The organism is Streptomyces sp. KL109B (assembly GCF_030766935.1).
In the GTDB taxonomy this organism is placed as follows: Bacteria; Actinomycetota; Actinomycetes; order Streptomycetales; family Streptomycetaceae; genus Streptomyces.
The window spans coordinates 266,291-293,160 of sequence record NZ_JASERL010000002.1 but is presented as its reverse complement, the minus strand read 5'-3'; the positions used below and the strand labels follow the sequence as shown (position 1 = coordinate 293,160).

Annotated in this window: 17 protein-coding genes; 10 read left to right on the top strand and 7 right to left on the bottom strand. The window is 71.3% G+C overall.

The annotated features are described in order from the left end of the window. Positions 1-35: 35 nt before the first annotated feature. Both RBJ65_RS07220 and RBJ65_RS07215 read right to left on the bottom strand, forming a co-directional pair. Positions 36-1,367 carry an ABC transporter substrate-binding protein gene (locus RBJ65_RS07220; protein ID WP_306316490.1) on the bottom strand — a complete coding sequence of 444 codons (1,332 nt, stop codon included), beginning with the start codon at positions 1,365-1,367 and terminating at the stop codon, positions 36-38. Positions 1,368-1,479: 112 nt separating this feature from the next. Continuing rightward, positions 1,480-3,456 (bottom strand): beta-galactosidase, encoded by a 1,977-nt coding sequence (locus RBJ65_RS07215; protein ID WP_306316491.1) that lies wholly within the window; start codon positions 3,454-3,456, stop codon positions 1,480-1,482. A 149-nt stretch (positions 3,457-3,605) separates the two neighbouring features. Here RBJ65_RS07215 and RBJ65_RS07210 point away from each other — a divergent pair, with 149 nt between their 5' ends. Further along, positions 3,606-4,373: an SDR family NAD(P)-dependent oxidoreductase gene (locus RBJ65_RS07210; RefSeq protein ID WP_306316492.1), complete on the top strand. Its 768-nt coding sequence runs from the start codon at positions 3,606-3,608 to the stop codon at positions 4,371-4,373. Positions 4,374-4,475: 102 nt separating this feature from the next. After that, the gene (locus RBJ65_RS07205; protein ID WP_306316493.1) at positions 4,476-5,234 is read left to right on the top strand and encodes a FadR/GntR family transcriptional regulator; all 759 of its coding nucleotides are present in this window, start codon (positions 4,476-4,478) and stop codon (positions 5,232-5,234) included. A gap of 145 nt (positions 5,235-5,379) precedes the next feature. On the opposite strand, the gene kdgD is transcribed toward RBJ65_RS07205, so the two are convergent. Continuing rightward, complete coding sequence (gene kdgD, locus RBJ65_RS07200) at positions 5,380-6,318, bottom strand: 5-dehydro-4-deoxyglucarate dehydratase (RefSeq protein WP_306316494.1); 939 nt, start codon at positions 6,316-6,318, stop codon at positions 5,380-5,382. A gap of 136 nt (positions 6,319-6,454) precedes the next feature. Next, entirely contained in the window at positions 6,455-7,630 is a 1,176-nt protein-coding gene (locus RBJ65_RS07195) for a mandelate racemase/muconate lactonizing enzyme family protein (protein ID WP_306316495.1), read from the bottom strand. Between the two features lie 118 nt (positions 7,631-7,748). Between RBJ65_RS07195 and RBJ65_RS07190 the strand changes: the two genes are divergently transcribed. Beyond that, positions 7,749-8,624 carry a LysR substrate-binding domain-containing protein gene (locus RBJ65_RS07190; RefSeq protein ID WP_306316496.1) on the top strand — a complete coding sequence of 292 codons (876 nt, stop codon included), beginning with the start codon at positions 7,749-7,751 and terminating at the stop codon, positions 8,622-8,624. Positions 8,625-9,067: 443 nt separating this feature from the next. Continuing rightward, on the top strand, positions 9,068-12,484 hold the full coding sequence (locus tag RBJ65_RS07185) for an NACHT domain-containing NTPase (protein ID WP_306316497.1): 3,417 nt from the start codon (positions 9,068-9,070) through the stop codon (positions 12,482-12,484). A 15-nt stretch (positions 12,485-12,499) separates the two neighbouring features. On the opposite strand, the gene RBJ65_RS07180 is transcribed toward RBJ65_RS07185, so the two are convergent. Continuing rightward, entirely contained in the window at positions 12,500-16,834 is a 4,335-nt protein-coding gene (locus tag RBJ65_RS07180) for a trypsin-like peptidase domain-containing protein (protein ID WP_306316498.1), read from the bottom strand. Next, complete coding sequence (locus RBJ65_RS07175; RefSeq protein ID WP_306316499.1) at positions 16,831-17,199, bottom strand: CU044_2847 family protein; 369 nt, start codon at positions 17,197-17,199, stop codon at positions 16,831-16,833. The genes RBJ65_RS07180 and RBJ65_RS07175 overlap by 4 nt, the downstream gene beginning before the upstream one ends. A gap of 227 nt (positions 17,200-17,426) precedes the next feature. Between RBJ65_RS07175 and RBJ65_RS07170 the strand changes: the two genes are divergently transcribed. Then, positions 17,427-17,852 carry a PPOX class F420-dependent oxidoreductase gene (locus tag RBJ65_RS07170; protein ID WP_306316500.1) on the top strand — a complete coding sequence of 142 codons (426 nt, stop codon included), beginning with the start codon at positions 17,427-17,429 and terminating at the stop codon, positions 17,850-17,852. A 21-nt stretch (positions 17,853-17,873) separates the two neighbouring features. Here the strand turns inward: RBJ65_RS07170 and RBJ65_RS07165 are convergent, their stop codons facing one another. Beyond that, on the bottom strand, positions 17,874-18,929 hold the full coding sequence (locus RBJ65_RS07165; RefSeq protein WP_306316501.1) for a biotin/lipoate A/B protein ligase family protein: 1,056 nt from the start codon (positions 18,927-18,929) through the stop codon (positions 17,874-17,876). Between the two features lie 193 nt (positions 18,930-19,122). On the opposite strand from RBJ65_RS07165, the gene RBJ65_RS07160 reads away from it, so the two are divergent. From RBJ65_RS07160 to RBJ65_RS07140, 5 genes are all read left to right on the top strand, one after another. Next, positions 19,123-20,238 carry an LLM class flavin-dependent oxidoreductase gene (locus tag RBJ65_RS07160; protein WP_306316502.1) on the top strand — a complete coding sequence of 372 codons (1,116 nt, stop codon included), beginning with the start codon at positions 19,123-19,125 and terminating at the stop codon, positions 20,236-20,238. Positions 20,239-20,240: 2 nt separating this feature from the next. Continuing rightward, positions 20,241-21,053, top strand: coding sequence for an SDR family NAD(P)-dependent oxidoreductase (locus RBJ65_RS07155; protein ID WP_306316503.1), 813 nt, complete (start codon positions 20,241-20,243; stop codon positions 21,051-21,053). Positions 21,054-21,148: 95 nt separating this feature from the next. After that, positions 21,149-24,280 carry a glycoside hydrolase family 2 TIM barrel-domain containing protein gene (locus RBJ65_RS07150; RefSeq protein ID WP_306316504.1) on the top strand — a complete coding sequence of 1,044 codons (3,132 nt, stop codon included), beginning with the start codon at positions 21,149-21,151 and terminating at the stop codon, positions 24,278-24,280. Positions 24,281-24,378: 98 nt separating this feature from the next. Beyond that, the gene (locus tag RBJ65_RS07145) at positions 24,379-25,443 is read left to right on the top strand and encodes a LacI family DNA-binding transcriptional regulator (protein WP_306316505.1); all 1,065 of its coding nucleotides are present in this window, start codon (positions 24,379-24,381) and stop codon (positions 25,441-25,443) included. A gap of 127 nt (positions 25,444-25,570) precedes the next feature. After that, positions 25,571-26,869 (top strand): extracellular solute-binding protein, encoded by a 1,299-nt coding sequence (locus RBJ65_RS07140; protein ID WP_306316506.1) that lies wholly within the window; start codon positions 25,571-25,573, stop codon positions 26,867-26,869. Position 26,870: the final 1 nt, after the last annotated feature.

The following is a 26,870-nucleotide window of genomic DNA, read 5'->3' as shown; positions in this document are numbered from 1 at the left end:
CGTACCGGGCCGCGCGGACTTCACGGATGATGTCGTCATCGTGCGCTCCTCGCCTTGAGTCCCTTGGCCTTGAGGTCGTCGACGAACTTGCCCTGCGCGTCCTTCAGCGCGTCCACGAACGTGCCCTTGCCCGCGAGGGCCAGCGCCAGGTTGTCCTGGATGTGCGTGAAGGACTGGATGGTGGTCGGCGCGTACCGCCACGAGGTGTCGACGTTGTGGTCGGAGGTCTGGAAGACCTCGTTGTAGCGCTGCCCGCCGAAGAACGGGTCCGGCTTGCCGAGCGGCGTCTTCGGCAGGTCGATCTTCGCGGAGGGCCAGCCGTAGCCGGCCTCGACCAGCAGCTTCATGCTGTCCGGGTCCGTGTTCAGCCAGTGCGCGAACTTCAGCGCCTCGACCGGGTGTTGGGAGCCCTGGAGGATCGCGGTGGCGGAGCCGCCCCAGTTGGAGGAGGCGTGCGCGCCCGCCTCCCACTGCGGCAGTTCGGCGACCGCCCACTTGCCCTTGGTGCGCGGCGCGTTGCCGCGGATCAGCGCGTCGTACCACTGCGCGCCCGGCCAGGTCGCCAGCTGCCCGGTCTGCAATCCCTTGAAGAAGGCGCTCTGTGCGTCCTGCGTCTGGAGGAGGAAGCGGTCGCGGGCGAGACCGTCCCAGTAGTCGGCGACCTCAAGGGACTCCGGGGACGTCAGGTCGACGATCCAGGTGTCACCTTCGGTACGCACCCAGTGGGCGCCGCGCTGCCAGGGGAAGCTGGCGAACCACTGGGCGTTCGACGGCGGGAAGGCCGAGATGTACGAGCCGTGCTTCTTGGCCTTCTTCGCGGCGGCGCGGTACTCGTCCCACGTCTTCGGGGTCTCGATGCCCCACTTCTCGAAGAGGTCCTTGCGGTAGAAGAGCCCCATCGGGCCCGAGGCCTGCGGGATCGCATACGTCTCGCCCGCGAAGACACCCTGCTTCCACTGCCAGTCGATGTACTGGTCCTTGAGCTTGTCGGCCCCGTAACGGCTCAGGTTCGTCAGGCCGCCCTCCAGCATGAACGCGGGCAGCGCGTAGTACTCGACCTGGGCGAGGTCCGGCGGGTTGCCCGCCTTGATGGAGGCGTGCATCTTCTGGTAGCCGCCGGAGGTGTTGGCGGGGACCATCTGGGCGACGACCTGGATGTCGGGGTTGCGTTTGTTCCAGAGGGCGACCGCCTTCTGGAGGGGGACCCAGGTCCAGAGCCGGAGGGTGACCTTCTGGCCGGGTTTGCGGCCGTGGTCCTTGGTCATGCGGGCGGCGCCGGCGGATTCGCCGCAGGCCGCCAGCGCGGGGGCCGCGGCCGCGGCGGCGCCCCACGTCAGGAGTGTTCGCCGGGTGGGTGTTGCGGGCATCTGACCTCCTTGTCAGAGTGCGCATGCGGTGGTGCGGCGTTGCGGTCGCGGGGCGCTGCCCCGGACCCCGCTGCTCAATCGCCGCAGGGGCTTGATTGGGTTGCGTATCGCCTCAGGGTTGAAGTACGGCCACGCCGTGGGGCGGGAGTTGGATGTGTGATGTCGGCGTGGCGTCGTCCGCCAGCCGGTTTCGCATCGGCTGGGGGAGGGGCACCGTCACCTCGGCCCCGCCGTGGTTGAGCAGGAACAGGAAGCGGCCCGTCGTGCCCTCGCGGACCGTGGCCTGGACCTGTTCGGGCAGGTTCGGGAGTACGGGGGTGACGTCGGCCTCCGTGCGGACGCGGTCCAACAGGGCGCGCAGCGCGGCCGGTTCGAGGCGGGTGCCGAGGTACCAGGCGGTGCCCTCGCCGTACGTGTGGCGGGTGACGGCGGGGCGGCCCGCGAGGTCGCCGTCCTCGTAGGTGGCGACGGCGTCCGCGCCTTCGAGGTCGATCGCCTCCGACCACAGGTCGGCGGAGCCGCTCAACTCTCCTCGTACGGTGAGGTGTTGGCCCTCGTCGAGCGGCCAGAACTCCTCCGTACGGATGCCGAGGAGGCGCCGCAAGTGGGCCGGGTAGCCGCCGAGTTCGACGCGGTCGCAGTCGTCGACGATGCCGGAGAAGAACGACACGACGAGGTGCCCGCCACCCTCGACGTAGGCGGTGAGCCGCTCGGCGTTCTCCTCGCTCAGGAGGTAGAGGTTCGGGACGACGACGAGCTTGTACGAGGAGAGGTCACGGTCCGGCGGGACGATGTCGCACGGCACGCCCGCGTCGAGCAGGGCGCGGTGGTGGGCGAGGTTGATCTCGGACTGGTTCAGCGCGGTGGAGGGGTGCGAGTCGAGTTCGAGGGCCCACCAGCTGTTCCAGTCGGTGACGAGGGCGACGTCGGCCTTCGAGCGGGTACCCGCGATCTCCGGCACGGACGCCAACTCCCGCCCCAGGTCCGATACTTCGCGGAAGATACGGGTGTCGGTGCCGGCGTGCGGAACCATCGCCGAGTGGTACTTCTCGGCGCCGCCGCGCGACTGCCGCCACTGGAAGTACAGCACCGCGTCCGCGCCCTGCGCGACGGCCTGCCAACTCCACAGGCGCATCCGGCCCGGCTGCTTCGGGCTGTTGCGGGGCCGCCAGTTGACCGCGCTCGGCGCCTGCTCCAGGAGCAGCCAGGGCTGGCCGCCGCGCGCCGAACGCATCAGGTCGAAGTTGTACGCCGCCGTGCGGTGCGGAGCCTCCTCGTACGGGTCCTGGTAGTGGTCGAGCGCCATCACGTCCATGTGCTCGGACCAGGCGAAGGCGTCGACCGGCTTGTGGTTCGGCATCAGGTTCGTGGTGATCGGCACGTCCGGTGTGACGCGGCGCAGCACGGCCAGCTCGGCGAGATAGCACTGGCGCAGCGCGTCGTCGCTGAAGCGCCAATAGTCCAGCTGCTGCGCCGGGTTGGCGAAGGTGGGTGCCAGGCGCGGCGGCAGGACCTCGGCGAAGTCGTCGTAGCGCTGCGACCAGAAGGCCGTGGACCAGGCCTCGTTGAGCGCGGCCACGGAGCCGTACCGCTCGCGCAGCCAGCGGCGGAAGTCGGTGGCCGACTCGTCGCAGTAGCACTGGCGGGTGTGGCAGCCGTACTCGTTGCCGATGTGCCAGGTGTCGAGGGCGGGGTGCTCGGCGTACCGGGTCGCGAGGCGCTCGACGAGGCGGGTCGCGTGCTTGCGGTACACCGGGCTCGACGGGCAGTAGTGCTGACGGCCGCCGGGCCACCTGCGGCGGCCGTCCTCGGTCTCCGGGAGGACCTCCGGGTGCAGGCGCGACAGCCACGGCGGCGGGGACGCGGTCATGGTGGCGAGGCAGACCCGGATGCCCGCGTCGCCGAGGTTGTCCATGACGCGGTCGAACCACCCGAAGTCGTACTCGCCGGGGCGGGGTTCGACCTTGGCCCAGGAGAAGATCCCGGCCGTCACCATGGTGACCCCGGCCTCCTTCATCAGCCGGGTGTCCTCGGCCCAGACCTCTTCGGGCCACTGCTCGGGGTTGTAGTCGGCGCCGAAGTGGAGCATCGCACCTCACCTGATCCGTTGGAGCTGTTGGTGTCGCTCGGCCTGTTCAATCCATTAATTAGGAATTAACGTGGCGGAATATAGGAACGCAGTGAGTCGGGGGTCAACCCCTGTGCACGCACGAACACTTGATGATCAGGAGGCAGCCCATGACAGCCCCTCGCCCGGGTGACCGCTTCGGCGGGCGCACCGCGATCGTCACCGGCGCCGCCGCGGGCATCGGCGCCGCCACGGCTCGACGGCTCGCCGCGGAGGGCGCCGCCGTCGTGCTCGCCGACATCGACGAGCGGCGCGGGCCGCAGGTCGCGAAGGAGATCGAGCGGGACGGCGGCCGTGCGGCGTTCGTGCCGGCCGATGTCGCGCGCGAGGACGCCTGGCAGGAGTTGCTGACCGCCGCGCACACCTTCGGCCCGGTCGGCGTGCTCGTCAGCAACGCGGTCAAGATCGAGGTGGCGCCCGCGCACGAGACCTCGCCCGAGTCCTGGAACCGGCAGCTGTCCATCGGGCTCACCGCGGCGTTCCTCGGCGTACGGACGTGCCTCGACGACCTGCGCGCGCAGGACGGCGCCGTGGTCCTGGTCTCCTCCGTGCACGCCCGGCACGGCATTCCTGGACATCCGGCGTACGCGGCCGCGAAGGGCGGGCTGCTGTCGCTGAGCAGTCAACTCGCCGCCGAATACGGTCCGTTGGTGCGGGTCAACACGGTACTGCCCGGGCCGATCCTGACCGGGGTGTGGGACCGGGTGCCCGAGGACGAGCGGGCGGCGAGCGTCGCGGACACGGCGGCCCGCCGCTTCGGTCAGCCGGAGGAGGTGGCGTCGGCGATCGCGTTCCTGGCCTCTGCGGAGGCTTCGTACGTGACCGGGACGAGTCTCGTCGTCGACGGCGGGTGGAGCGTGGTGAAGTCCTCGGCGTGAGGGGGCGAGGGGGGTGAGGGGTCTTCAACTCCCTGCGCGTCACGGATACTTGACCGGCCGGACGTCCGATACGGCACACGACGAGAGAACAGCAGGTAGGACATGGTGGGGTACGCGCGCCGCGGAGTGCACGGGCAGACCGTGGAGACCATCGCGCACCGGGTGCTGAGCGGCCGGATCGGCGAGGGCGACACCCTCGACCTCGGAGCGCTCCAGGCCGAACTCGGCGTCAGCCTCACCGCGTTGCGGGAGTCCCTGAAGGTGCTCGCCGCGAAGGGCATGGTCGACGCCCGGCAGAAGCGCGGCACGTTCGTGCGGCCCCGCGCGGACTGGCATCTGCTCGACGCGGATGTGCTGCGCTGGCAGTTCGAGGCGATGGACGGGGTGCGGGACGCCTCCGGCGCGGGGAATCCGTTGCTGGGTGACCTGGACGAGGTGCGCGGCATCGTCGAACCGGCGGCGGTTCGGCTCGCCGCGCGGCGGCGTACGGATGAGGATCTGGCGGCGCTTGAGGAGGCGTTGGCGGCGATGGGGGAGGAGGGGGAGGAGGGGGATGGTGGTGGTGCGGCCCATGCGGTCGAGGCGGACCTCGCCTTCCACGGGGCGTTGTTGCGGGCCTCCCACAACGAGCTGTTGGAGCGGATGGACCTGGTGATCGCCGCGGGGCTCGCCTACCGTGACCGGCTCGTGCACGGCACGGGGCGGTCCCCGCGGGATCCGGTGCCCAGTCACCGTGCTGTGCTCGACGCGGTGCGGGTGGGGGATGCGGATGCGGCGGAGGCCGCGATGCGGAAGCTTTTGGATCAGGCCGCGCGTGATCTGGGGCGGGTCGTGGGTGCATCCGACGGGAGTGTCGGTTGACGCCACGGGGCGCTGCCCCGGACCCCGCTGCTCAATCGCCGCAGGGGCTTGATTGTGGTTGTTCGCCGCCGAGGCGCTTGATTGTGGTTGTTCGCCGGCGAGGGGCTTGATTGTGGTCGTTCGCCGGCGAGGGGCTTGATGGTGGTCATTCGCCGGCGAGGCTTGGTTGGGTGCCGATCAGGGTTGTCAGTTCCGCGAGTTCGCGGGCGGTCAGGTCGGTGAGCGGAGGTCGGACCGGGCCCGCCGGGTGGCCGGTCGCCGTCATGCCCGCCTTGACGATGGAGACCGCGTAGCCGGCCTTGCGGTTGCGGATCTCGGTGTACGGGAGCACGAAGTCCCGCAGGTGCTTGAGGACGGTCGCGTGGTCGCGGCCGCGTACGGCGGCGTAGAAGTCGAGGGCGAACTCGGGCAGGAAGTTGAAGATCGCCGACGAGTAGGTGGTGACGCCGAGTTCGAGGTACGGGAGGGCGTACGTCTCGGCGGTGGGCAGGCCGCCGATGTACGTAAGGCGGTCGCCGAGGCGGGTGTAGATGCGGGTCATGGAGTCGATGTCGCCGACGCCGTCCTTGTAGCCGATGAGGTTCGGGCAGGACTCGGCGACCCGGGCCAGGGTGTCCGCGCTGTACGTCGCGTTGGCCCGCCCGTACACGATGACGCCGAGCGAGGTGGACCGGCAGACCGCTTCGATGTGCTCGGCGAGGCCGTCCTGCGGGGCCTCCGTGAGGTACGGAGGGAAGAGCAACAGGCCGTCGGCGCCCGCCCGTTCGGCCGCCTGCGCGTACTCGATCGCGGTCCGTGTGCCGTACCCGGCCGGGGCGAGGATCGGCGTGCCCGCGGGCGCCGCCTGCACCGCCGCGGTCACCACCCGCTCCGTCTCGGCGGCGGTCAGCGAGAAGAACTCGCCGGTGCCGCCCGCCGCGAACAGGCCACCGACCTCGTGCTCGGCGAGCCGCTCGATGTTGGCGCGGTAGGCGGCCTCGTCGAACGCGAGGTCGGTGGCCGTGAAGTGGGTGACCGGGAAGGAGAGCAGGCCCGAGCCGACGCGGGCACCGAGTTCGGACGGGGTGAAGGACGACGTGGGCATGGGTGGGCTGCTCCTGCTGGTGAAGGGAACGTGTGAGTACGACGTTACGAGGCGTCACTCATGCCCGTCCAACACTGTTTTTGCATCTTCTGATGCCGTACGGGTATCGCGGGTGCGAGGGTCGCGGGGCACCCGGTTACGGGCGCACGCCCACCTCGTGCGTCGCCACCGTCCACGCGCGCGCCTGCTCGCTCAGCGTGATGCCGAGGCCGGGGCGGGACGACACGTGCATGCGGCCTTCGCTGATCGCGAGGCGCTCGTTGAACAGCGGCTCCAGCCAGTCGAAGTGCTCCACCCACGGCTCGATCGGGTAGGCGGCGGCGAGGTGGAGATGGATCTCCATCGCGAAGTGCGGGGCGAGCTGGAGGTTGTGGTGCTCGGCGAGGGCGGCCAGCTTGAGGAACTGGGTGATGCCGCCGATGCGCGGGGCGTCCGGCTGGATGACGTCGCAGGCGTTCGCCTTGATCAGCTCGACGTGTTCGGCGACGCTCGCCAGCATCTCGCCGGTGGCGACGGGTGTGTCGAGCGAGGCGGCGAGCGCGGCGTGGCCCTGCGCGTCGTAGGCGTCGAGCGGCTCCTCGATCCAGACGAGGTCGAAGTCCTCCATGGCCCGGCCCATGCGCTGCGCCGTCGGTCGGTCCCACTGCTGATTGGCGTCGACCATCAACGGCACGTCGTCGCCGATGTGTTCGCGTACGGCGGTCAGGCGCGCGAGGTCCGCCTTGCGGTCCGGATTGCCGACCTTGATCTTGATGCCGCCGATGCCGTTGGCGAGGGAGGCCGTGGCGTTGTCGAGGACCTGCTCGGTCGGCGTGTGGAGGAAGCCGCCGGAGGTGTTGTAGCAGCGCACCGAGTCGCGGTGGGCGCCGAGCAGCTTGGCGAGCGGGAGGTCGGCGCGCTTGGCCTTGAGGTCCCACAGGGCGACGTCGATCGCGGCGATGGCCTGCGTGGCGACGCCGCTGCGGCCGACGGAGGCGCCCGCCCACACCAGCTTCGTCCAGAGCCGGCCGATGTCGCTGGGGTCCTCGCCGATCAGGTTGTCGGCGATCTCCTTGGCGTGCGCGAACTGGGCGGGGCCGCCGGCGCGCTTCGAGTACGAGAAGCCGACACCGGAGTGGCCCTGGGCGGTCTCGATCTCCGCGAACAGGAAGGCGACTTCGGTCATCGGCTTCTGCCGGCCCGTGAGCACCTTGGCGTCGCTGATCGGCGTCGCGAGCGGCAGCGTGACGGAGGAGAGCTTGATCCAGGCGATGGTGTCGAGGGTCGCACCGCCCTGACCGGCGGCGGCGGAAGCTGAACGGGCTGTGGACATGCTGGTCACCACTGCGAATCCCTGGGGGTGTGAGCCTTTGGTTTTCGTTGACGCTAAGGTCGGCGATTAATCCACGTCAAACATAGTTTTTGGATGATCCAATACCTGGAGGGCATCGTTGTTCACGCTTGCGCAGCTGGCGAGCTTCGTGGCCGTCGCGGAGGAGCTGCACTTCACGCGGGCCGCCGAGCGGCTGCGGATGACGCAGCCCCCGTTGAGCCGCCAGATCCAGCTCCTCGAGCACGAGTTGGACGTGCAGTTGCTGGACCGTACGAACCGTACGGTGCGCCTGACGCCCGCGGGCCGCGCGTTCCTCAACGAGGCGCGGACCATCCTGCGGCAGTCCGAGGCGGCGGCGCTGGCCGCGCGGCAGGTGTCCACGGGCGAGGCGGGGGCGATCGCGGTCGGGTTCACGGCCGCGAGCGCGTACTCGGCGCTCGGGCCGCTGCTCGACGTCGCCAGGTCCTCCATGCCCGGGACGGAGATCGTGCTGCGGGAGAAGGTGACGCGGGACCAGCTGGAGGCCCTCACGGAGGGCTCGCTCGACCTCGGCATGATCCGGCCGTCCAGTACGGGGCCCGACCTGGAGACCCGGTCGACGACGCGGGAGGGGCTGCTCGCGGCGGTACCGAGCGCGCATCCGCTGGCCGCGGGGGAGGGGGCGTTGCCGATGGCCGGGTTCGACGGCCAGGACGTCCTGATGTACTCGCCGATCGAGGCCCGCTACTTCCACGAGCTGCTGGTCAGCATCTTCCGCGAGGCACGGGTGCGGCCGCGGTTCACGCAGTACCTCAGTCAGGTGCACAGTCTGCTCGCCATGGTCCACGCCGGGTGGGGCATCGCGTTCGTGCCGGAGTCGGCGGCGCAGATGCGTTTTCCGGGGATCGCGTTTCGGCCGCTGGAGCTTTCGGACGCGACGCCGGTGGAGCTGCACCTGGTGTGGCGCAAGGCCAATGACAATCCGGCGTTGCACGCGCTTCTGCGGTTGTTGTGACCGGGGGCTGCCGGGCTTGCCTGGGGAATTTCTGGTCGGGTCGCCAAGGCCGGTGGGATAGTGGTGGGCTCGCGTGCGTATCGGTGGAGGGAGCGAGCGGTGCGGGGGTTCGGGGGACGAGGCCTGCGCGGGTCGATCGTGGCGGGTGTGTGCGGTGCGTGTGTACTGGGGCTGGGGGCCGCCGCGCTGTTCGCGGGTCTCGACACCGGTGACCAGGTGGCGAGTCTTGTCGGGGCGGGTGCCGGTGTGGTGGCGCTGGCCGTTTCCCTGCGTACCCCCGGCTCGGACCCCGGAGGTGACGGTTCGGGCCCGCCCGCCCGTCGGTGGGGCATTCGATGGGGCATCCATGCTCGCGGCCGGGGCGCCGTGGCCGCGGGCCGTGACGCCACGGGAAACGCCACCGGCGCGGGCAGCAGCGTTCAACCGCCGCCCACGGAGGAGACATGACTCAGGAGTCCGGGTCCGGTGGCGCCGCCGACGGAGGAGGCATGACGGAGGAGTCCGGTGGCGCCACCGGCGGGCCGGAACCCTCGCCGCCCGTGGAAGCGCGCGGGCCTGGCGCCGTCGGTGCCGGCCGCGACGCCTCGTACAACGCCACCGGGAAATACAGCTCGGTCCACGACGGCAGGACGTACATCAGTCAGCACACCTTCGTCGCGCTGCCGTCGCAGCCGGACCGGCCCCCGCTCACACCCGTCGAGGAGGAAGCGGCCGAGACGACCTACGCGCGGCAGCTCCGGGACTGCTACGGGCGCCTCGACCTGGAGGTTCTGATACCGGCCAGTGAGGGTGCGCATCCCCACATCCACCTCGGGGACGTATTCGTCCCGCCGGCCGTGCGCACCGAATCGGCCTTCGTCGACCTGCCCGTGGAACTGCGTCAACGTCTCGTCGAACGGGGCGAGTTGCCGGACGCGGGCGTCGCCGACGGCGTGTGGGGTGGCGCCGCCCGGGACCGGTCGGGCGGGCCGCCGACGGACCTGCTGGCGACCCTCACCGCCCCGAGCGCCACCCGCCTCGTCGTACTCGGTGACCCGGGCTCGGGGAAGTCCACCCTCGCCCGCTACCTGCTGCTCGCGCTCACCGCGCCGCAGGTTCCCGCACCGTTGAGCCCGTTCGCCGACCTCCTGCCGGTGGTGGTGGAACTGCGGCGCTACGCGGACGCCGCCTGGCGGGAGCGCACCTTCGAGGACTTCCTCGCGCACGTGTGGGAGCACGAACACCGCGCCCCGCACCCGGAGTTGCTGCGTCGCCGTCTCGCCGAGGGTCGTGCCGTGGTCGTCTTCGACGGCCTCGACGAGCTCTTCACCGCTAGGACGCGGGCCGAGGTCACCCGCCGTATCCAGGGGTTCGCCTCCCACCACCCGCAGGCGCGCATCATCGTGACCTCGCGCCTCATCGGCTACGACCGGCACATCCTCGACGCCGCCGGCTTCGGCCACCATGTCCTCCAGCCGCTCGCCCGGGAGCAGATCACCGACTTCGTGCGCCGCTGGTACGCGGCGGCCCTTCCGCAGGAAGCCGAACACGCGGGGCAGTTGGGCGACCGGCTGCTGGACGCCGTCGACCACTCCCGACAGGTGCGCGAACTGGCGGGCAATCCGCTCCTGTTGACGATCCTCGCCATCATCGGGCGACGCCGCGCCCTGCCCCGTGACCGCGTGGACGTCTACCGGCAGGCGGTCGACGTTCTCGTGGCCCGCTGGGACGAGGAGACCAAACACCTCGACCTGCCCGACGACGTCCGCACCGTCGTCGCGCTCGACGACCGCGACCGCCTGGACATGCTCGAACTCCTGGCCCGCCGCATGCAAGAGGGCCGGGAAGACCAGGAAGACCAGGAAGGCCAGGAAGGCCATGGAGGCCATGGAGGCCAGGAAGGTACCGGAGGGCTCGCCGGGAACCACGTCATCGGCGAGGACATCGAGCGGGTCTTCACCGACTACCTCCGCGACGAGCAGGACCTCCCGGCCGGCACCGCGCGGCGGACCGCACGCGCCATGATCCAGCAGTTCCGCGAGCGGAACTTCATCCTGTGCCACTACGGCAGCGAGGTGTACGGCTTCGTCCACCGGACCTTTCTGGAGTATCTGAGCGCACGTGACGTCGTCCGCCGCTTCGACGCCCGCGAGTTGACCACGGAGGAGCTGATCCGTGACGTCGTCCACGCCCGGATGGGCGACCCGTCGTGGCACGAGGTGATCCTCCTCGTCACCGCCCTCGTCTCCCGGAACGGGACCCGGACGGCGCGCGCGGTCGTGGAGGCGATCCTCGACCGGGACCGCGGCCCCACCGACACCCGTTCCTTCGACGAGCACCCGCCCGCCTCCCTGGCCCTGCGCGCTCTGGGGCAGATCCGCAGGCCGGGCACGCTCGGCGAGGTCAACCAGCGGGTCGCGACGGCCGCCGGACGCGTATGGCGGGACCGGTACCGCTGGACCGACTCCCTCGACGGCGACCTGACCGGCGCCCTGCGGAGCCTGGGCGAGAACTGGTCGGGGCGCCCGCTCCTGCTGCGCGCGACCCAGATCGACTGGACCGGCACCCCATGGATGCCCTATCTGGTCGCCTCGCTGCGCCCGAGCCGTCCCTGGCTGCTCGCGGTGAGCGCGCACGGACGCTACGCGAACCTGCGCGCCGCCGCGTACGCCGCCCTCGTCCGGTGCACACCGCTCGACTCCGACGACGGACGCCGGCTCGTCCGCCTGGCCACCGAAGCACCCGGCTACCGCGACCGCGCCGAGATCCTCACGGCCCTCGCCACCACACACCCCGACGACCCCGCGATCCGCGACCTGCTCCTGCGCCGAGGAGAGGAGGACCCGGAGCCCAGTTCGCACTTGACCGTCCTGTCCCAGATCGGCAGGCAGTGGCCCCAAGACCCGGACGTGAAGCGGTACTTGCGCCGCCTGGCGACGCAGGCCACGTCGGTATGGACACGGAGAGGGGCAGTGATCGGCCTCGCCCTGGCCACCCCCGCGGATGCCGAGGGCGCGGCCTTCCTGCGCGACCGCGCAGTCCATGATCCGGACGGCCGCGTACGCGCCGCAGCGCTGAGCTGGCTGGTGCGGAGCGCCCTCGGCGACCCGACCCTGCGTGTGCTGCTGCGCGAGCGCGCCGTCCAGGACGTCGACGGTGAGGCCCGCGGCGCGGCGCTGCGAACGTGGTTCTACGCCGACGGGCAGGGGCCACAGGCAGTGGAGTTCGTCCGGCGCCGCATCGCGGAGGACCCGAGTGTGGCGGTCAGGAGCGCGGGATGGGACGTGCTCGGAGGGATCACCGACGGCGCCGTGCGCGCGGAGATGCTGCGGTCCGCCGTGGACGACCCCGACGCGGAAGCGCGGCGCATGTGCCTGTGGGCGCTCAGCCACGGTGCCCCGGACGACACGGATGTCCGCGACCTGATGCTGCGGCATGCGCTGAGGGACCCCGCCGAACGCGTCCGCTCGCACGCGGTCAAAAGCCTCCTCGCCCACTGGGCCGGGTACCCCGCCACCGAGGAAGCCCTCAACGACGCGGCCGCCGCACCGGATGTCCGCCGAACCGCCCGCGTCACCCGGCTCAAGGACCGTGCCTGGCGGGACACGGCCCCCGCCGCACCGGACTATCTGCTCGCCGCACTGGAGGACTCGGACGACACGGACGACACGGACGACACGGTCCGGATGACAGCGGTCGACCTGCTGGCCGCGCTCTGGCCCGCCGCGCCGGACACCGCTCCCGCCCTCCACCGCCTGCTCGACGCGGCGTCCCCCGAGGACCACGAGGACCACGAGAACATCGCCGGAGCACTCGCCACGGCACGGGTCTATGCACGGGTGCCCGAGCTGCGTGGGTACGGCCAACCGGGCTCAGCCTGATCCGTCAGAAGTGCCCTAGCCGTCGCCGCGCATCAGTTCGGGGCGGCCGGGGTTGGGCTCCCCCCGGCGGGACCCGGGCTTCGGGCACAGTGGTTGGTCCGGCAGGGCGGCGGGCAGGCCCGTCCGTTGGTCACGGTCCGGTTCGGTGTGGCCGATGACGTCGCAGAGCGTGGTGCGCCAGACATCGGGGTCGAAGCGGACCGGAGCGATGCGGCCGTTGTCGTCGTCGACGAGCGCGGTGCGGCCGTCGGCCGACAGGGACGGGAAGCGGTACGGGGCGTTCTGCGCGGTGAGGCCGAGGTTGGCGACGTCCTTCTCCTCGCCCGGGTCGCCGAACCGGTAGGTGCGGACCGTGCTCTTCGCGGCCAGCACGAACGACGTGCTGTCCGGGAAGGCGATCGCGTAGGCCTCGTCACCGCCGCCCGTGCCCAGGCCGCCGAGCACCTTGCGCAGCGGGTCGCGCTGCCACAGTTCGATGGCGCCGCCGCGGCGCAGCAACGCGAAGTAGCGGCCGCCCGGCGCGAAGGCCAGCCGGTTGGTGTTCGTTCCGGTGTCGAGGCGGGCCCGGGTGCGGCCCGTCGCCAGGTCGACGACGCGGGTGTAGCGCTGGTCCCACACGGTGATCGCGACCCGGCCCGGCTCGGGGTGGGCCGACACCGTCATGAGCGGTGCGCCGTCCTTCATCCGCGGGTGCAGCACCTTGGCGTCGTAGCGCGCGAGTTGTCTTCCGCTGTCGGCGTCCCAGAGTTGGATCACCGTGCCGGAGACGGTGACCAGGTTTCCGGAGCGGTCGAAGAACTGGGGGAGGCTCTTGGCGGTGTCGTCGGGCGGCAGCGGGGCCGTGGTGATCTCGTGTTCCGCCTTGAGCGTGGGGAAGTCACGGATCATGAAGCGGTTGACTCCGACGCGTTCCGCCAGGTGCTTCTCCTCGCGGTCGAAGGAGATGAAGTCGTCCCTCAGTGGCTTCCAGTACGGCTTGGGGCGGTAGACGCGGACCGTCGGCTTGTTGCCGCCGACGGGCACGATCCCGATGCGGGAGGCGTCGGCGAGCGTCACGATCAGCTTGCTGCCGTCGCCGTTGAGCCGGCTCTGGGAGGCCGGGATGATCCGGTTGTGCGGGGTGAGCCGGGAGTAGACGACACGGTTGGCCCCGACGAGGAGCTGCGCGGGCTCGCCGTCGGCGACAGCGAGGCGCGGGTAGGTGCTCAGGGCCGCGTCACCGCTCGGCTTCCCGGTGCTCAGGGCGATCTCGCGGCGCTCCAGGTCGACGAGGTTGATCCAGCCGCTCTCCCGGACCGCGACCCGGCGCCCCGTGGCGTCGACGCTCTGCATCGCGCTGCAGTTCAGGTCCTTCTCCTCGTACGCGCGCGGTCTGCTCCGCGGCGCGCCGTCGGTGAGGGACTGCCGCCATATCTCGACGCGTACCCCGTAGCCGTGCTCGGCGCAGAACGCGGCGGCCTTGCCGTCCCCGGCGAGCAGCACCTCGTCGACGCCCTTGCCGCCCGCGAGCGTGCGGCTCTTTCCGGTGACACGGTCGACGGCCTTCACCTCGTAGCTTGCCTTCTTCGGCTCGTAGCTCTTGATCAGGACGGTACGGCCGTCGGGGGCGAACCGGATGTCGTGGCTCACGCCGCTCGGCGCGGGTACCCGGCCGCTGCGCGCGGCGGACCCTGCCGGGGCTTCCAGGTCCCACCAGAGCAGGTACTTCTCGCCGATGGCCGCGACGTAGCGGCCGTCGGCGGAGAGCACGCTCCGGTAGCTGTCGTAGTCCCGGTTGCCCGCCCCGGGCACGGCGGGCAACCGGTGGGCGCGCGAGAGCAACTGCCCGTCGGCGCCGTCGCGGTGGACGTCGTACCAGATCAGCCGGCCTTCCAGGGTGAGGAACGCGGCCCTGCGGCCGTTCGCGGAGACCAGCGGCTGGGCGATCTGGACCGGCTCTTCGATGTGCTCTCTGCGCACTTCGTCGGCGGTGACGTGGGTGTAGAGCGTGGCCTGGCCGCCGGTCGAGCGGGCGAAGACCACGTCGCCGTCGGTGCTGGTGTCGATGGCGCCCGCGTCGCCGTTGATGATGTCCTCGGTGCCGATGGGGGCTTCCTGCTGTCCGGTCAGCACCCGGTCGGTGAAGTCCTGCGCCAAGTAGGCGCGCAGCAGCGCGTCCCGTGCCTCACGGGTGTGCGCCGACTTGTACGCGGCGAGCGCCAACTGGGCGGACAGCACAGGGTCGTTGTCGGCCTGGTCGGCGGACGACTGGGCGAAGGCGCGGGACGCGGACTGCGCGGCACGCTCGGCGCTCTCGTACCGGTAGTAGGAGAAGAGGGCCCCGAAGACGAGCACGAGTACGGCGGCGAGCGCGAGGCCCGAGCGCAGGAAGCGGCGTCGGCGCAGGCCCGCGCGGCGGCGGGCGCGGCCCTCGTCGAGGTAGCCGCGTTCGGCCTCGCTGAGGTCGGCGGCGCGCTCGCGCAGCCAGGGTTCGGCGGTGGCGAGCGCGGTGGCGTTGGGCAGCAGGTCGGGGGCGCGGTCGGCGCGCTCCCAGCGTTCCAGGTCGTGCCGGAGCAGCTCCCGCCAGCCGAGGAACGCCCGGTCCTCGGCGACGAGTTCGGCGAGCAGCCGCCAGCCGCCGAACAGTGCCTCGTGGGCCAGTTCGACCGTCTCTGCGCCCTCGGGGCCGCGCCCGGTGACGAGCAGCCGGGTCTCGGCGAGGCGCTGCGCGATCTCCCACTGGACCGGATCGAGTTCGGCGCGCGCGGCGGTTCTGCGGGTGGCCGCGCCCGAGCCCGGCGGCACCCGCACCAGGGCCGTGAGCAGGCGGCGGGCGGCGGGCTGCTCGTCCTCGGGTACGTTCGCCGCCCACATCCGCTCGGCGTGCCGGCCGATCGCCCCGGTGACGCCGCCCAGCTCCCCGTACGCGCGATGGGTGAGCAGTCCGCCGGTCTGCCCCCGCCACAGCTGGTCGAGGGTGAAGCCGAGCAGGGGCAGGGCGCCGGGCGCGTCGCCGGTGTCGGCGAGCAGCAGATCGACGAGCCCGGACTCGTACTCGACGCCGGGAATCGCGGCGACGGGCGCCGTGACGATCTCCCGCAGCCCCTCGGCGTCGAGCGGCCCGAGTGCGTAGAGTCCGCGCCGCAGTGCGGGCCCGAGGGCGGGATGGGCGAGAGCGGTTTCGAGGAAGTCGGCGCGCAGCGTCGTCAGGACGTGCAGCCGGTCGACGAGGCGCTCGCCGAAAAGCAGCCCCGCGAGTTCACCGGAGATGTCGGGACCGGCCCCGAACACCTCCTCCAACTGGTCGACGACGACCAGCAGTCGCTCACGTTCCTGGCGGCGCAGGACCTGGGCGACGAGATCCGGCAGCCCGCCCTCGCCGAGCCGGTCGGTGAACCGCGGCAGCAGCTCGAACCGCTGCGCCGCGCTCGCTTCCGGTTCGAGCAGCGGGAGCAGGGCGGCGGCGAGCGCGGCGGCGGGCCCGCTGCCCGACGCGGGCCGCAGCACCGCGACGGCGAACCCCTCGTCCCGCAACAGGGGCACGGCCCCCGCCAGCGCGAGCGACGACTTGCCGCACCCCGAAGGCCCGACCAGACAGCTCCGCCGCTCCCTCACCACATGCGCGGCCAGCTCCCCGCTCTCCGCCACCCGCCCGTAGAACCGCCCGGCGTCGGCCTCCCGGAAGGCGTCGAGCCCCTTGAACGGCGAGGCGGGCAGGGTCAGTTCACGCAGGCCCGGCCGCACACCGAGCAACGTGTCGGCCGGAATGAGATAACTGGCCGGCGGTTCCCCCGCCTCCGCCACCGTGATCATGCCGACCACGCCGCCGAGTTCGTCGTCCCACACGGGGCCGCCGCTGAACCCGCCGGTCACCCGGTAGCGGCCGTCCGCCGCGAGATCGGCCTGCACCCAGCCACCGGCCTGCCGGTCGCGCAGCACCCCCGAGTGCCAGACGCCGCCGCGCCGCCCGGCGGGAAACCCGAAGGCCCGCGCCGGATGCCCCCACACGTCGGCCGACTCGACGAGCCGCACCGGCCGTGCGTCCGGCAACGCCGTCACCAGTTCCAGTACGGCGATGTCCCCCGCCCCCGACTCCCTCGCGGGTTCCCAGTGCACGACCCGGGCCCGCGCGCGCGAGGCGTCCGGCGCCCCGGCTCCGGCCAACGGCAGGTCGACACCGACCTCGGCGCCCTCGGGCAACGCCGCCCCGGCGGCGAGACCGAGCGCGGCGGAGACCACATGCGCGCAGGTGAAGGCGAGCCCGTCGGCGACAAGAAACCCGACCCCGCGCGGCTCGCCGCGCTCATCGCTGATCCGCAGCAGGGAGGCGCCGAGCACCCCGGCCCCCGGCCCCGGGGCGATGAGCGTCACGCCCCGCCGTCCCCGGCGGGAGCCTCGGAACCGCGCCGGTCCCAGGTCAACCGGACGGCGAAATTGGCCTGGGCGGCGGTGCTGCTGATCACGACGTCGGCCTCGGCGGAGAGCGAGAGCCCGAATTCGAGGCAGATCTCGTCGGGCCCGTTCACCATGCCGCCGAACGTCTCGACGAAGTTCGCCGCCACCGGCCGTACGCCGGAGAGGAGTTCGCCGAGGGACCGGGTGGCCCGAGCCACGACCTGCCCCGGCCGTGCCACCTGCACGAGCCCCTCAGCGGGTGCCTCCTCAATGGTGACCTTGACGGACTCCGCCGCCCGATCCCCACCCGCACCGACCGGCAACTCCACCACATAGGCCATACGTACTGCCCTCCCCCAACTCGCCCCGACTCAAGCAGACTTGGCCCACAACACTAGATCTCCTGCCCTCCCGTCACCCCGACTTCGGCCATTCAAGCCCCCTCTGACCAGTCAAGCCGACCCCGGCCGTTCGAGCCCCTCCGGCGACTGAGGAGCGGGGTGCAGGGGCGGAGCCCCGCCGGGTGACACTAGGGTCGACAACGACCCCCGACGTATCAGGAGGAACCATGTCCAAGCCCCCGCTCTCCGCCGAAGCCGTCGCCATGCTGGAGCGTGCCAACCCGGCCACCGTCGCCACGCTCCGGTCCGACGGCGCGCCCGTGTCGGCCGCGACCTGGTACCTCTGGGAGGACGGACGGGTGCTGCTGAACATGGATGAGGGGCGGGTCCGGCTGAAGCACCTGCGGCGCGACCCGCGGCTCACCCTCACCGTCCTCGACAAGGACAGCTGGTACACCCACATCACCCTCATCGGCCGCGTCGTCGAACTCCGTGACGACAAGGGACTGGCCGACATCGACCGGATCGCCCACCACTACACGGGCGGCGACCAGTACCCCGACCGCGAGCGCGCCCGCGTCACCGCCGTCATGGAGATCGAGCGCTGGCACGGGTGGGGCGAGTTCCGGGACAGTGATCAGGCCACCGTGTGAGGTCCGGAAGGCCGCCGGAGGCTACGGCACCCGCGCCGTCCACTCGTCCGTGCCGAACTTGGTGCGGACGAGGTCCTCGGCGCGGGACATCTCCTCGGCGGTCACGTTCCCGTCCGTGAGGCCGTACCGGCCCCGGAACGAGTCGATCATCCGCGAGATGACCTCCTCGCGCGGCAGACCGGTCTGGCGGCGCAGTGGGTCGACGCGCTTCTTGGCGCTCTTGGTGCCCTTGTCGGAGAGCTTCTCCTTGCCGATGCGCAGCACGTCGACCATCTTGTCGGCGTCGATGTCGTACGACATGGTCACGTGGTGCAGGACCGCGCCCTGACCTGCCGCGACCCGCTTCTGCGCGGCGCCCGCGACCTTGCCGACGTCCGTGGCGATGTCGTTGAGCGGCTGGTACCAGGCTTTGATGCCCATGTCGGCGAGCGCGCCGAGCACCCAGTCGTCGAGGTAGGCGTAGGAGTCCTGGAAGGAGAGGCCGGAGACGAGGGACTCGGGGACGGCGAGGGAGTACGTGATCGTGGACTTGGGCTCCGCGAACATGGCGCCGCCGCCCGAGACCCGGCGGACCACCGTCACCCCGTGGCGCTCCACGCCCTCCGGGTCGACCTCGTTGCGCAGCGACTGGAAGCTGCCGATGATCACGGCGGGGCGGTCCCACTCCCACACGCGCAGCGTCGGCGGGCGCTTGCCGAGCGCGACCTGCTCCACCATCACCTCGTCCAGCGCCATGTGCAGCACCGGGGACTGGGGCGCGTCGTGGATCAGCTGCCAGTCGTAGTCCCGCCAGTCCGTGGCCTGGGCGAGCGCCCGGCGCACGGCGGTGGCGACGCCCTCCGTCGTCAGGCCGAGCATGACCGTGCCGGCCGGCAGTGCCGCGTCGACGCGCGCGGCGAGCGCGGCGGTGTCGGCGTCGGCCGGGGCGCCTTCGAGCGCGGCGTTGATGGCGAGCAGCGCGTCGTCGGGTTCGAGGAAGAAGTCGCCCGCGACGCGGACGTTCCGCAGCACCCCGGCCACCTCGTCCACATCGACCACGACCAGCTTGCCGCCGGGGATCTTGTACTCGCCGTGCACGAGCGCCGCCTTTCACCAGGTGAGTCACTGCTTGCGGTCAACGCTAACCGGAAGCCGGACATTCCGGGTGTCAGTGTGAGCACCGCTCTCCCTTGACTGTTCGTCAGATCTCCCGCATGGTCGCCCCGCGCACGCCCACGGCACGCCCACCGCACGTACCGCCTGCCGCACCGCCTACCGGAGGAGCCGGCCCATGGACCTCGACGTGCTCTACGAGATCGACGTACCGAAGCCCTGGCAGGGCTCCCACCCGCACGGCCAGCGCGCCGCCGAGCAGCGCGCCTACCGGGAGGCGGTCGAGCAGATCCGGCTCGCGGACCGGATGGGCTTCCGTACGGTGTGGGCCGTGGAGCACCACTTCAGGGAGGGGCGCTCGCACTGCCCCGCCCCCGAGGTGCTGCTCGGCCACCTGGCGGCGCTGACCGAACGCATCCGCCTCGGCTTCGGTGTCACCCTCACACCCTTCGGTTTCACGCCGCCGCCCCGGATCGCGGAGAAGGTGGCCGCCGTGGACGTGCTGTCGGACGGGCGCGTGGAGTGGGGCACCGGCCGCTCCACGCCCATGGAGCAGACGGCGTTCGGCGTCGACCGGGAGCTGTCGCGGGCCGACTGGCGCGAGGCCATCGAGATCGTCACGGGCATGTGGCGCGAGGAGTACTTCGAGTACGAGTCCGAGCGGTACAGCTTCCCGCGCCGCATGGTCACCCCGAAGCCCGTGCAGGACCCGCATCCGCCGTGCTGGATGGCGGCCACATCGGCCGGGTCGGCCGAGGTCGCGGGCGCGGCCGGGCTCGGGCTGCTGTCGTTCTCGATCATGCAGCCGCTGGAGGCGATGGGGCGGCAGGTCGCCGCGTACCGGGAGGCCGCCCGCACCCCGCGCTCGATCACGGACGTCACGACGAACAGGGTCGCCGCCTACACCCTCGTACACGCCGCCGACCGACCCTCCCAGCGGGTATGGGACTCGGTCGCCTGGTGGTACCGCAACCTCGCCCAGTTCACCCTCGACTGGGAGCTGCCGCACCTGTCGGCGGAGGAGCGGGACCGGACGTTCCCGCTGCTCAATCCGATCATCGAGGGGGACGTGCCGGTCGCCGACTTCGACGCGGGCGACATGATCCTCGTCGGTGACGCGGAGACCATCGTCCGCAAGGCCAAGCGGTACGCGGACCTCGGCATCGACCAGCTCATCTGCTACGTGCAGTGGGGGTACCTGGAACATCAGGAGATCCTGCGGACCATCGAGATCCTCGGGAAGGAAGTCATCCCCGAACTCGCCACGTACAAGCCGAAGTTGTCCGCACAGTGAGCGTGAACGCGAGCGAGCCGCTGGACGACACCCCCGTCCCCGACTACGCCTCCCTCCACCGCGTCGACGGCCGCACCTTCGTCCTGCTCGGCGCGGGCAACGGCATCGGCCGGCAGACCGCCCACGCGCTCACCTCGGCCGGTGCGCGCGTGCTGTGCGTCGACGTCGACAAGGCGCGGGCGGAGGCGGTGGCCGCGCAGACGGGCGGGGTGGCGTACGTCGCGGACGTCACGCGGCGCGCCGACATGCGGGAGCTTTTCGCTTACGCGGAGCGGGAGTTGGGGCCCGTGGGCGGCGTCGTCGACATCGTCGGCATGGCGCGCTACGAGGCGTTGGACGCGCTCGACGACGACGCGTGGCAGTGGCACTTCGACCTGGTCCTGCGGCACGCCTGGCTCGCCGTTCAGTACGGGGGAGCGGCGGTCGCGGCGGCGGGCGGCGGGCCGCTGGTGTTCGTCGCCTCCGTCTCCGGGCTCACGGCGGCGCCGCTGCACGGCGCGTACGGGGCGGCGAAGGCGGGGTTGATGTCCCTGGTGCGGACGGCCGCCGTCGAGTACGGGGCGCGTGGGGTGCGGGTCAATGCCGTGGCGCCGGGTGTGGTGTGGACGCCGCGTGTCGCCGGGCTGCTGGGGGAGGAGGGGCGGGCCGTGAACGCGGCGAACGCGCCGCTGGGGCGGGTCGCGCAGCCCGCCGACATCGCGGCGGCCCTGCTCTTCCTGGCGTCGCCGCTGGCCGCGTACGTCACCGGGCAGACGCTCGTCGTGGACGGCGGGGCCGGGGTGAAGTTCCCGTATCCGACGATCGGTGACACGTAAGTTAAGGCTATTGACGAATCCCTATGTCCACCCGCCAGAATCTGTTGCCTCAGGTTCTGTTCTGGTGGGTCATGTTGATTTCGAGGGGCCTCGTCATGTCAGTCACCCGTAGATCCGTCCTGGCCGCGAGCGCGGCCGCCCCCGTCGTGGGAGCGCTTGCCGCGCCCGCGACGGCCCACGCCGCCTCCGCCGACACCCGCGCCGGAAGCGTCGTCGGCCGCCGCACCGTCGACCTGTCCGACGGCTGGCGCTTCGCACTCGTCAGCCGCGACGGCGGCGCCGAGTCGGGCGGCGCGTACGCGGACGCCGAGCAGCCCGGGTTCGACGACGGGGACTGGCGGATGGTCGCCGTCCCGCACGACTGGTCCATCGAGCAGACCCCCACCACCGAGCACGGCACGACCAGCGGCACCGGCTTCCTGCCCGGCGGACTCGGCTGGTACCGCAAGAAGTTCACCGTGCCGAAGGCGTACGCGGGCAAGCGGATCTCCGTCGAGTTCGACGGCGTCTACATGGACTCGACGCTGTACGTGAACGGGGAGCGCGTAGCCAGTCACCCCTACGGCTACACCGGCTTCGCCCACGACATCACCGACCTGCTGCACACCGACGGAGCCACCTCCAACGTCCTCGCGGTCGAGGTCCGCAACCAGCTGCCCAGCAGCCGCTGGTACTCCGGCAGCGGCATCTACCGCCACGCGCGGCTCGTCGTCACCGAACCCGTGCACGTCCGGCGCTGGGGCACCTTCGTCACCACACCCGACCTCGCCGAGACCCTCAAGCGCGGGTACGCCACCGTGGACGTCCGCACCACCGTCGCGGGCGACGGCGACGCGGCGCGGGACGTGACGGTGCTCTCCACGGTCTGGGACGCGAAGGGGCGCCGGGTGGCGCGCACCGAGTCCACCCTCGCGGCAGTCGGTGGGGACGGAAGGACGGATCACGTCCAACTCCGCCTGACCGAACCACAGTTGTGGTCCATCGATACCCCGGAGAACCGCTACACCCTCGTCACCGACCTCCGCGTCGACGGCCGCACCGTCGACACCTACCGCACCCGCTTCGGCGTCCGGCACGCCACCTTCGACCCCGACGACGGCTTCTCCCTCAACGGCACGCACACGAAGATCAAGGGTGTCGACCTGCACCACGACCTCGGCGCGCTGGGCGCCGCCGTCCAAGCGGACGCGGTCCGGCGCCAGTTGACCATCATGAAGTCCATGGGTGTCAACGCGCTGCGCACCTCGCACAACCCGCCCGCCCCCGAGGTCGTCGAGGCGTGCGAGGACCTCGGGCTCATCATGCTTGTCGAGGCCTTCGACTGCTGGCGCAGCGGCAAGAACACCTACGACTACGGCCGGTTCTTCGACGCGCACTCCGACGCGGACATCGCCGAGATGGTGCGCGCCGCCCGCAACTCCCCGGCCGTCCTCATGTGGTCCATCGGCAACGAGATCCCCGACTCCACCCGCACCGAGGGCATCGCCATGGCGGAGCGCCTCATCGCCGACGTCAAGGCGCTCGACGGCACCCGCCCGATCGTCATCGGCTCCGACAAGTACCGTTCGCTGCCCGCCGTCGGCTCGCCGGCCGACAAGATCGTGGCGGGGCTCGACGGACTCGGCCTCAACTACAACACCGCCGCGTCCGTCGACGCCCTGCACAAGCGCTACCCGCACCTGTTCCTCTTCGAGTCCGAGTCCTCGTCGGAGACATCGAGCCGAGGCACGTACCAGGAGCCGCAGCACCTCAACACCGGCGAGAACCACACCCCCGGCAAGCGCGCCACCTCCTCGTACGACAACAACCTCGCCTCCTGGACGATGAGCGGCGAGTACGGGCTGAAGAAGGACCGCGACCGGCGCTTCTTCGCCGGTGAGTTCCTCTGGTCGGGCATCGACTACATCGGCGAACCGACCCCGTACGACGTGTTCCCGGTGAAGGCGTCGTTCTTCGGCGCGGTCGACACGGCAGGGTTCCCGAAGGACATGTACCACCTCTTCCGCAGCCAGTGGTCGGACGAGCCGATGGTGCATCTGCTGCCGATGGACTGGACGACGTACGAGGCGGGGGAGGAGGTGGAGGTGTGGGCGTACGCGAATGTGGCGGAGGTCGAACTCTTCCTCAACGGCCGGTCGTTGGGCGTGCGCCGCTTCGACGAGAAGAAGACCGTCGACGGGCGTACGTATCTGGAGACGACGGAGGCGACCCACGACGACAAGACGGTCACGTCCGGGCCCTACCCCGGCAGCTACACCAGCCCCAACGGCAGTGCGGGCAAGCTGCATCTGACCTGGCAAGTGCCTTATGCCGCAGGGGAGTTGAAGGCCGTCGCGCGGCGCGGTGGCAAGACGGTCGCCACGGATGTGCTGCGTACGGCGGGCGACCCGCACGCGATCCGGCTGACCCCGGACCGCAAGGCGGTCGCGGCCGACGGTCGCGCCCTCGCCTTCGTCACGGCGGAGGTGGTCGACGCGAAGGGGCTCGTCGTTCCGGACGCGGCCACCCTTCTCGAATTCGACGTGCGCGGCGGGCAGTTGGCGGGCGTCGACAACGGTCAGCAGGAGTCCGCCGAGCGCTACCAGGCGAGCACCCGCACCACCTTCCACGGCCTCGCGCTCGCCATCGTCCGCGCGGGCACGGACCCCGGCGCGCTCACGGTGACGGCCCGCGCGAAGGGCCTGCGCACCGGCACCGCCACGCTCCGCGTCACGGGCCCCGCGGGCGCCCCCGTCACCCCCGCCGGCCCCTTCGCCCCGGACCCCGGCCCGGGTGTCATCAAGTACCCGCACGCGGACGCCAGTTACTCCGGCGCCCCGACCACCCTCCCCGCCGCGCTGCTCGACGGCGACCCCGCCACCCAGTGGTCCAACGCCTTCCAGAAGTCCGCCACCGCCCTCCTCCCCGCCTTCAACGGCGCCCGCCCCGAGGACTGGATCTCCGTGGAATGGGCCGAGGTGCGCACCGTCGGCCGGGTGGAGGCGTCGTTCACGGTCGACGCGAGACACTCCCTGCCCGCGAAGATCACGGTGGCGGCCTGGGACGGCGAGGCGTACGCCGATGTCCCGGACGTGGACATCGCCTGGTCCGGCACCTCCGGCAGCCCGACCGTCATCACCTTCGACGCCGTCCGCACCACCCGCATCCGGCTCACCCTGACCAGCCGTAAGCCAGGGGCCGTTGAAGGGGCGGTCGGCATCAGTGCGCTGGAGGTGGCCCAGGAGTGATCCCCGAAGTCCAGGTGTGAGCCGGGCTTGACCAAACCGCCGTCGAGGGCATGTCCTACGGTTCTTCCGGAACCAGTTCGGAAGTTGTCCGCGAGGGCATGTCGACGGAGGTGGGGAACGTGGACGGGGTAGACGCGCAGCGCAAGGTGACGATCACCGAGATCGCGCGGGAGGCCGGGGTGTCGGTGCCGACCGTCTCGCGGGTCGTCAACGGGCGCTCCGACGTCTCGCCGGGGACGCGGGCCCGCATCGAGGACCTGCTGCACCGGCACGGGTATCAGCGCAGGCCGCCCGGGCCGGGCGCCCGCACGGCGGCCCTGCTCGACCTGGTCTTCAACGACCTGGACAGCCCGTGGGCGGTGGAGATCATCCGGGGTGTCGAGGAGGTCGCGCACGAGGCGGGGGTCGGGACGGTCGTTTCCGCGATCCACGACCGGGCGGGGGCCGCGCGGGAGTGGATGACGAACCTGCGGGCCCGCGCGTCGGACGGCGTGATCCTCGTGACGTCGGTGCTCGAATCCGGGCTGCGGGACGAACTGCAGCGGCTCGGCGTGCCGTTGGTGGTGATCGACCCGGCGGGCACGCCCGTCCCGGACGCGCCGACCATCGGCGCCACCAACTGGGCGGGCGGCATGGCGGCCACCGAGCATCTGCTGGAACTCGGGCACCGGCGCATCGGGTTCATCGAGGGGCCGCCCCGGCTGCTGTGCTCGCGGGCCCGGCTCGACGGGTACCGGGCCGCGCTCGACGTCGCGGGCGTGCCCGTCGACGACGCGCTGATCGTGCCCGGCGACTTCTATCACGCGGCCGGGTTCGCCGGGTGCGACCGGCTGCTCGACCTGGACGAGCCGCCGACCGCCGTGTTCGCCGCGAGCGACCAGATGGCGCTCGGCGCGATCGAGGCACTGCGGCGGCGCGGCCTGCGGGTGCCCGAGGACCTGAGCGTCGTCGGCTTCGACGACCTTCCGGAAGTGCGCTGGTCGGCGCCGCCGCTCACCACGGTGCGCCAACCGCTCGCCGACATGGGCAAGTTGGCGGCCCGTACGGCGCTTGATCTGGCGCGTTCCGTGGCGCCCGCGGCGCCGCGCGTCGACCTCGCGACGGAGCTCGTGGTGAGGGCCAGTACGGCGGAGCCGAGTACGCCGAAATCGCGGAACGAGTAGTTCCGCGGCGGTGCCTCCAGGGGCGTCAACAGGCTTTTTTGTTAAGGCCGTTGACGCCCCTGTTCTATGCCCGTAACTTCCCTGGCCATCTACCGATAATTTTCGGATCCCTTCCGGAAGGTGCGCCATGTCAGCCTCCGCTCTCTCCCGCCGCCGCTTCCTCGGCACCGCCTCCGCCGTCGGCGTCGGTGCCGCCGCTCTCGCCGCCTGTGGCGGTTCCGACTCCGGAGGCGGGAAGGACAGCAAGGGCCGCACCGTCGTGGAGTGGTGGAACATCCAGACCACGGAGCCCTCGAAGACGGTCTGGCCGGAGCGGGCCAAGGCGTTCGAGGCCGAGCACCCCGATGTGCACATCAAGCTCGTCACGCTGGAGAACGACGCGTACAAGTCGAAGATGACCGCGCTGACCAGCTCGGGGAAGCTGCCGGACATCTACCACACCTGGGGCGGCGGGGTCCTCAAGCAGCAGATCGACGCGGGCCTCGTCGAGGACATCACCGAGGCGTGCAAGCCGCTGTCCAACAAGTTCGTGGGCGTGGCCCCCGATGCCTACAAGTTCGACGGCAAGATGTACGCGATGCCCATCGAGGTCGGCGGCGTCGGCTTCTGGTACAACAAGGCGCACTTCAAGAAGGCCGGCATCACGAGCCCGCCCACCACCTGGAGCGACTACCTCGACGCCGTCAAGAAGCTGAAGAGCGCCGGGATCGCGCCCATCGCCCTCGCGGGCAAGGAGAAGTGGCCCGGCATGTACTACTGGGCCTACCTGGCGATGCGCATCGCTGGCGTCGACGGCATGCAGAAGGCCGCCGACGCCAAGGACTTCACCGGCGACGACTTCGTCAAGGCCGGGGAGCGCCTCAAGGAACTCGTCGCCCTGAAGCCGTTCCAGAAGGGCTTCCTCGGCGCCGCGTACTCCACGCCGGGCGGCCAGGCCGCCACCATGGGCAACGGCAAGGCCGCGATGGAGCTGATGGGCCAGTGGGCGCCCGTCACACAGGCGGACGCGGGCAAGGGCATCGGCAAGGACCTCGGCTTCTTCACGTTCCCGACGGTCGCGGGCGGCAAGGGCGACGGATACGACATCTTCGGCGGCGGCAACGCCTACGCCGTGCGCAAGGGCGCGCCCCAGGCGGCCGTCGACTTCCTGAAGTTCTTCATGTCGTCCGAGTCCGACAAGATCCTGGTGAAGAAGGCCAACCTGATGCCGGCCCTCAAGGACGCCATCGGCTCCCTCACCGACCCCAACCTCAAGCTCGTCTCCGCCGCCCTGGACAGGGCCACCGGTTTCCAGCTCTACCTCGACCAGGCCTACCCGCCCGCCCTCGGCCAGGAGATCAACGACTCGGTCGCCGCCCTCCTCGCCGGCCGCAAGTCGCCCGAGCAGGTGGCCCGTTCCATCACCCAGGTCGCCAAGAGCCAGTAAG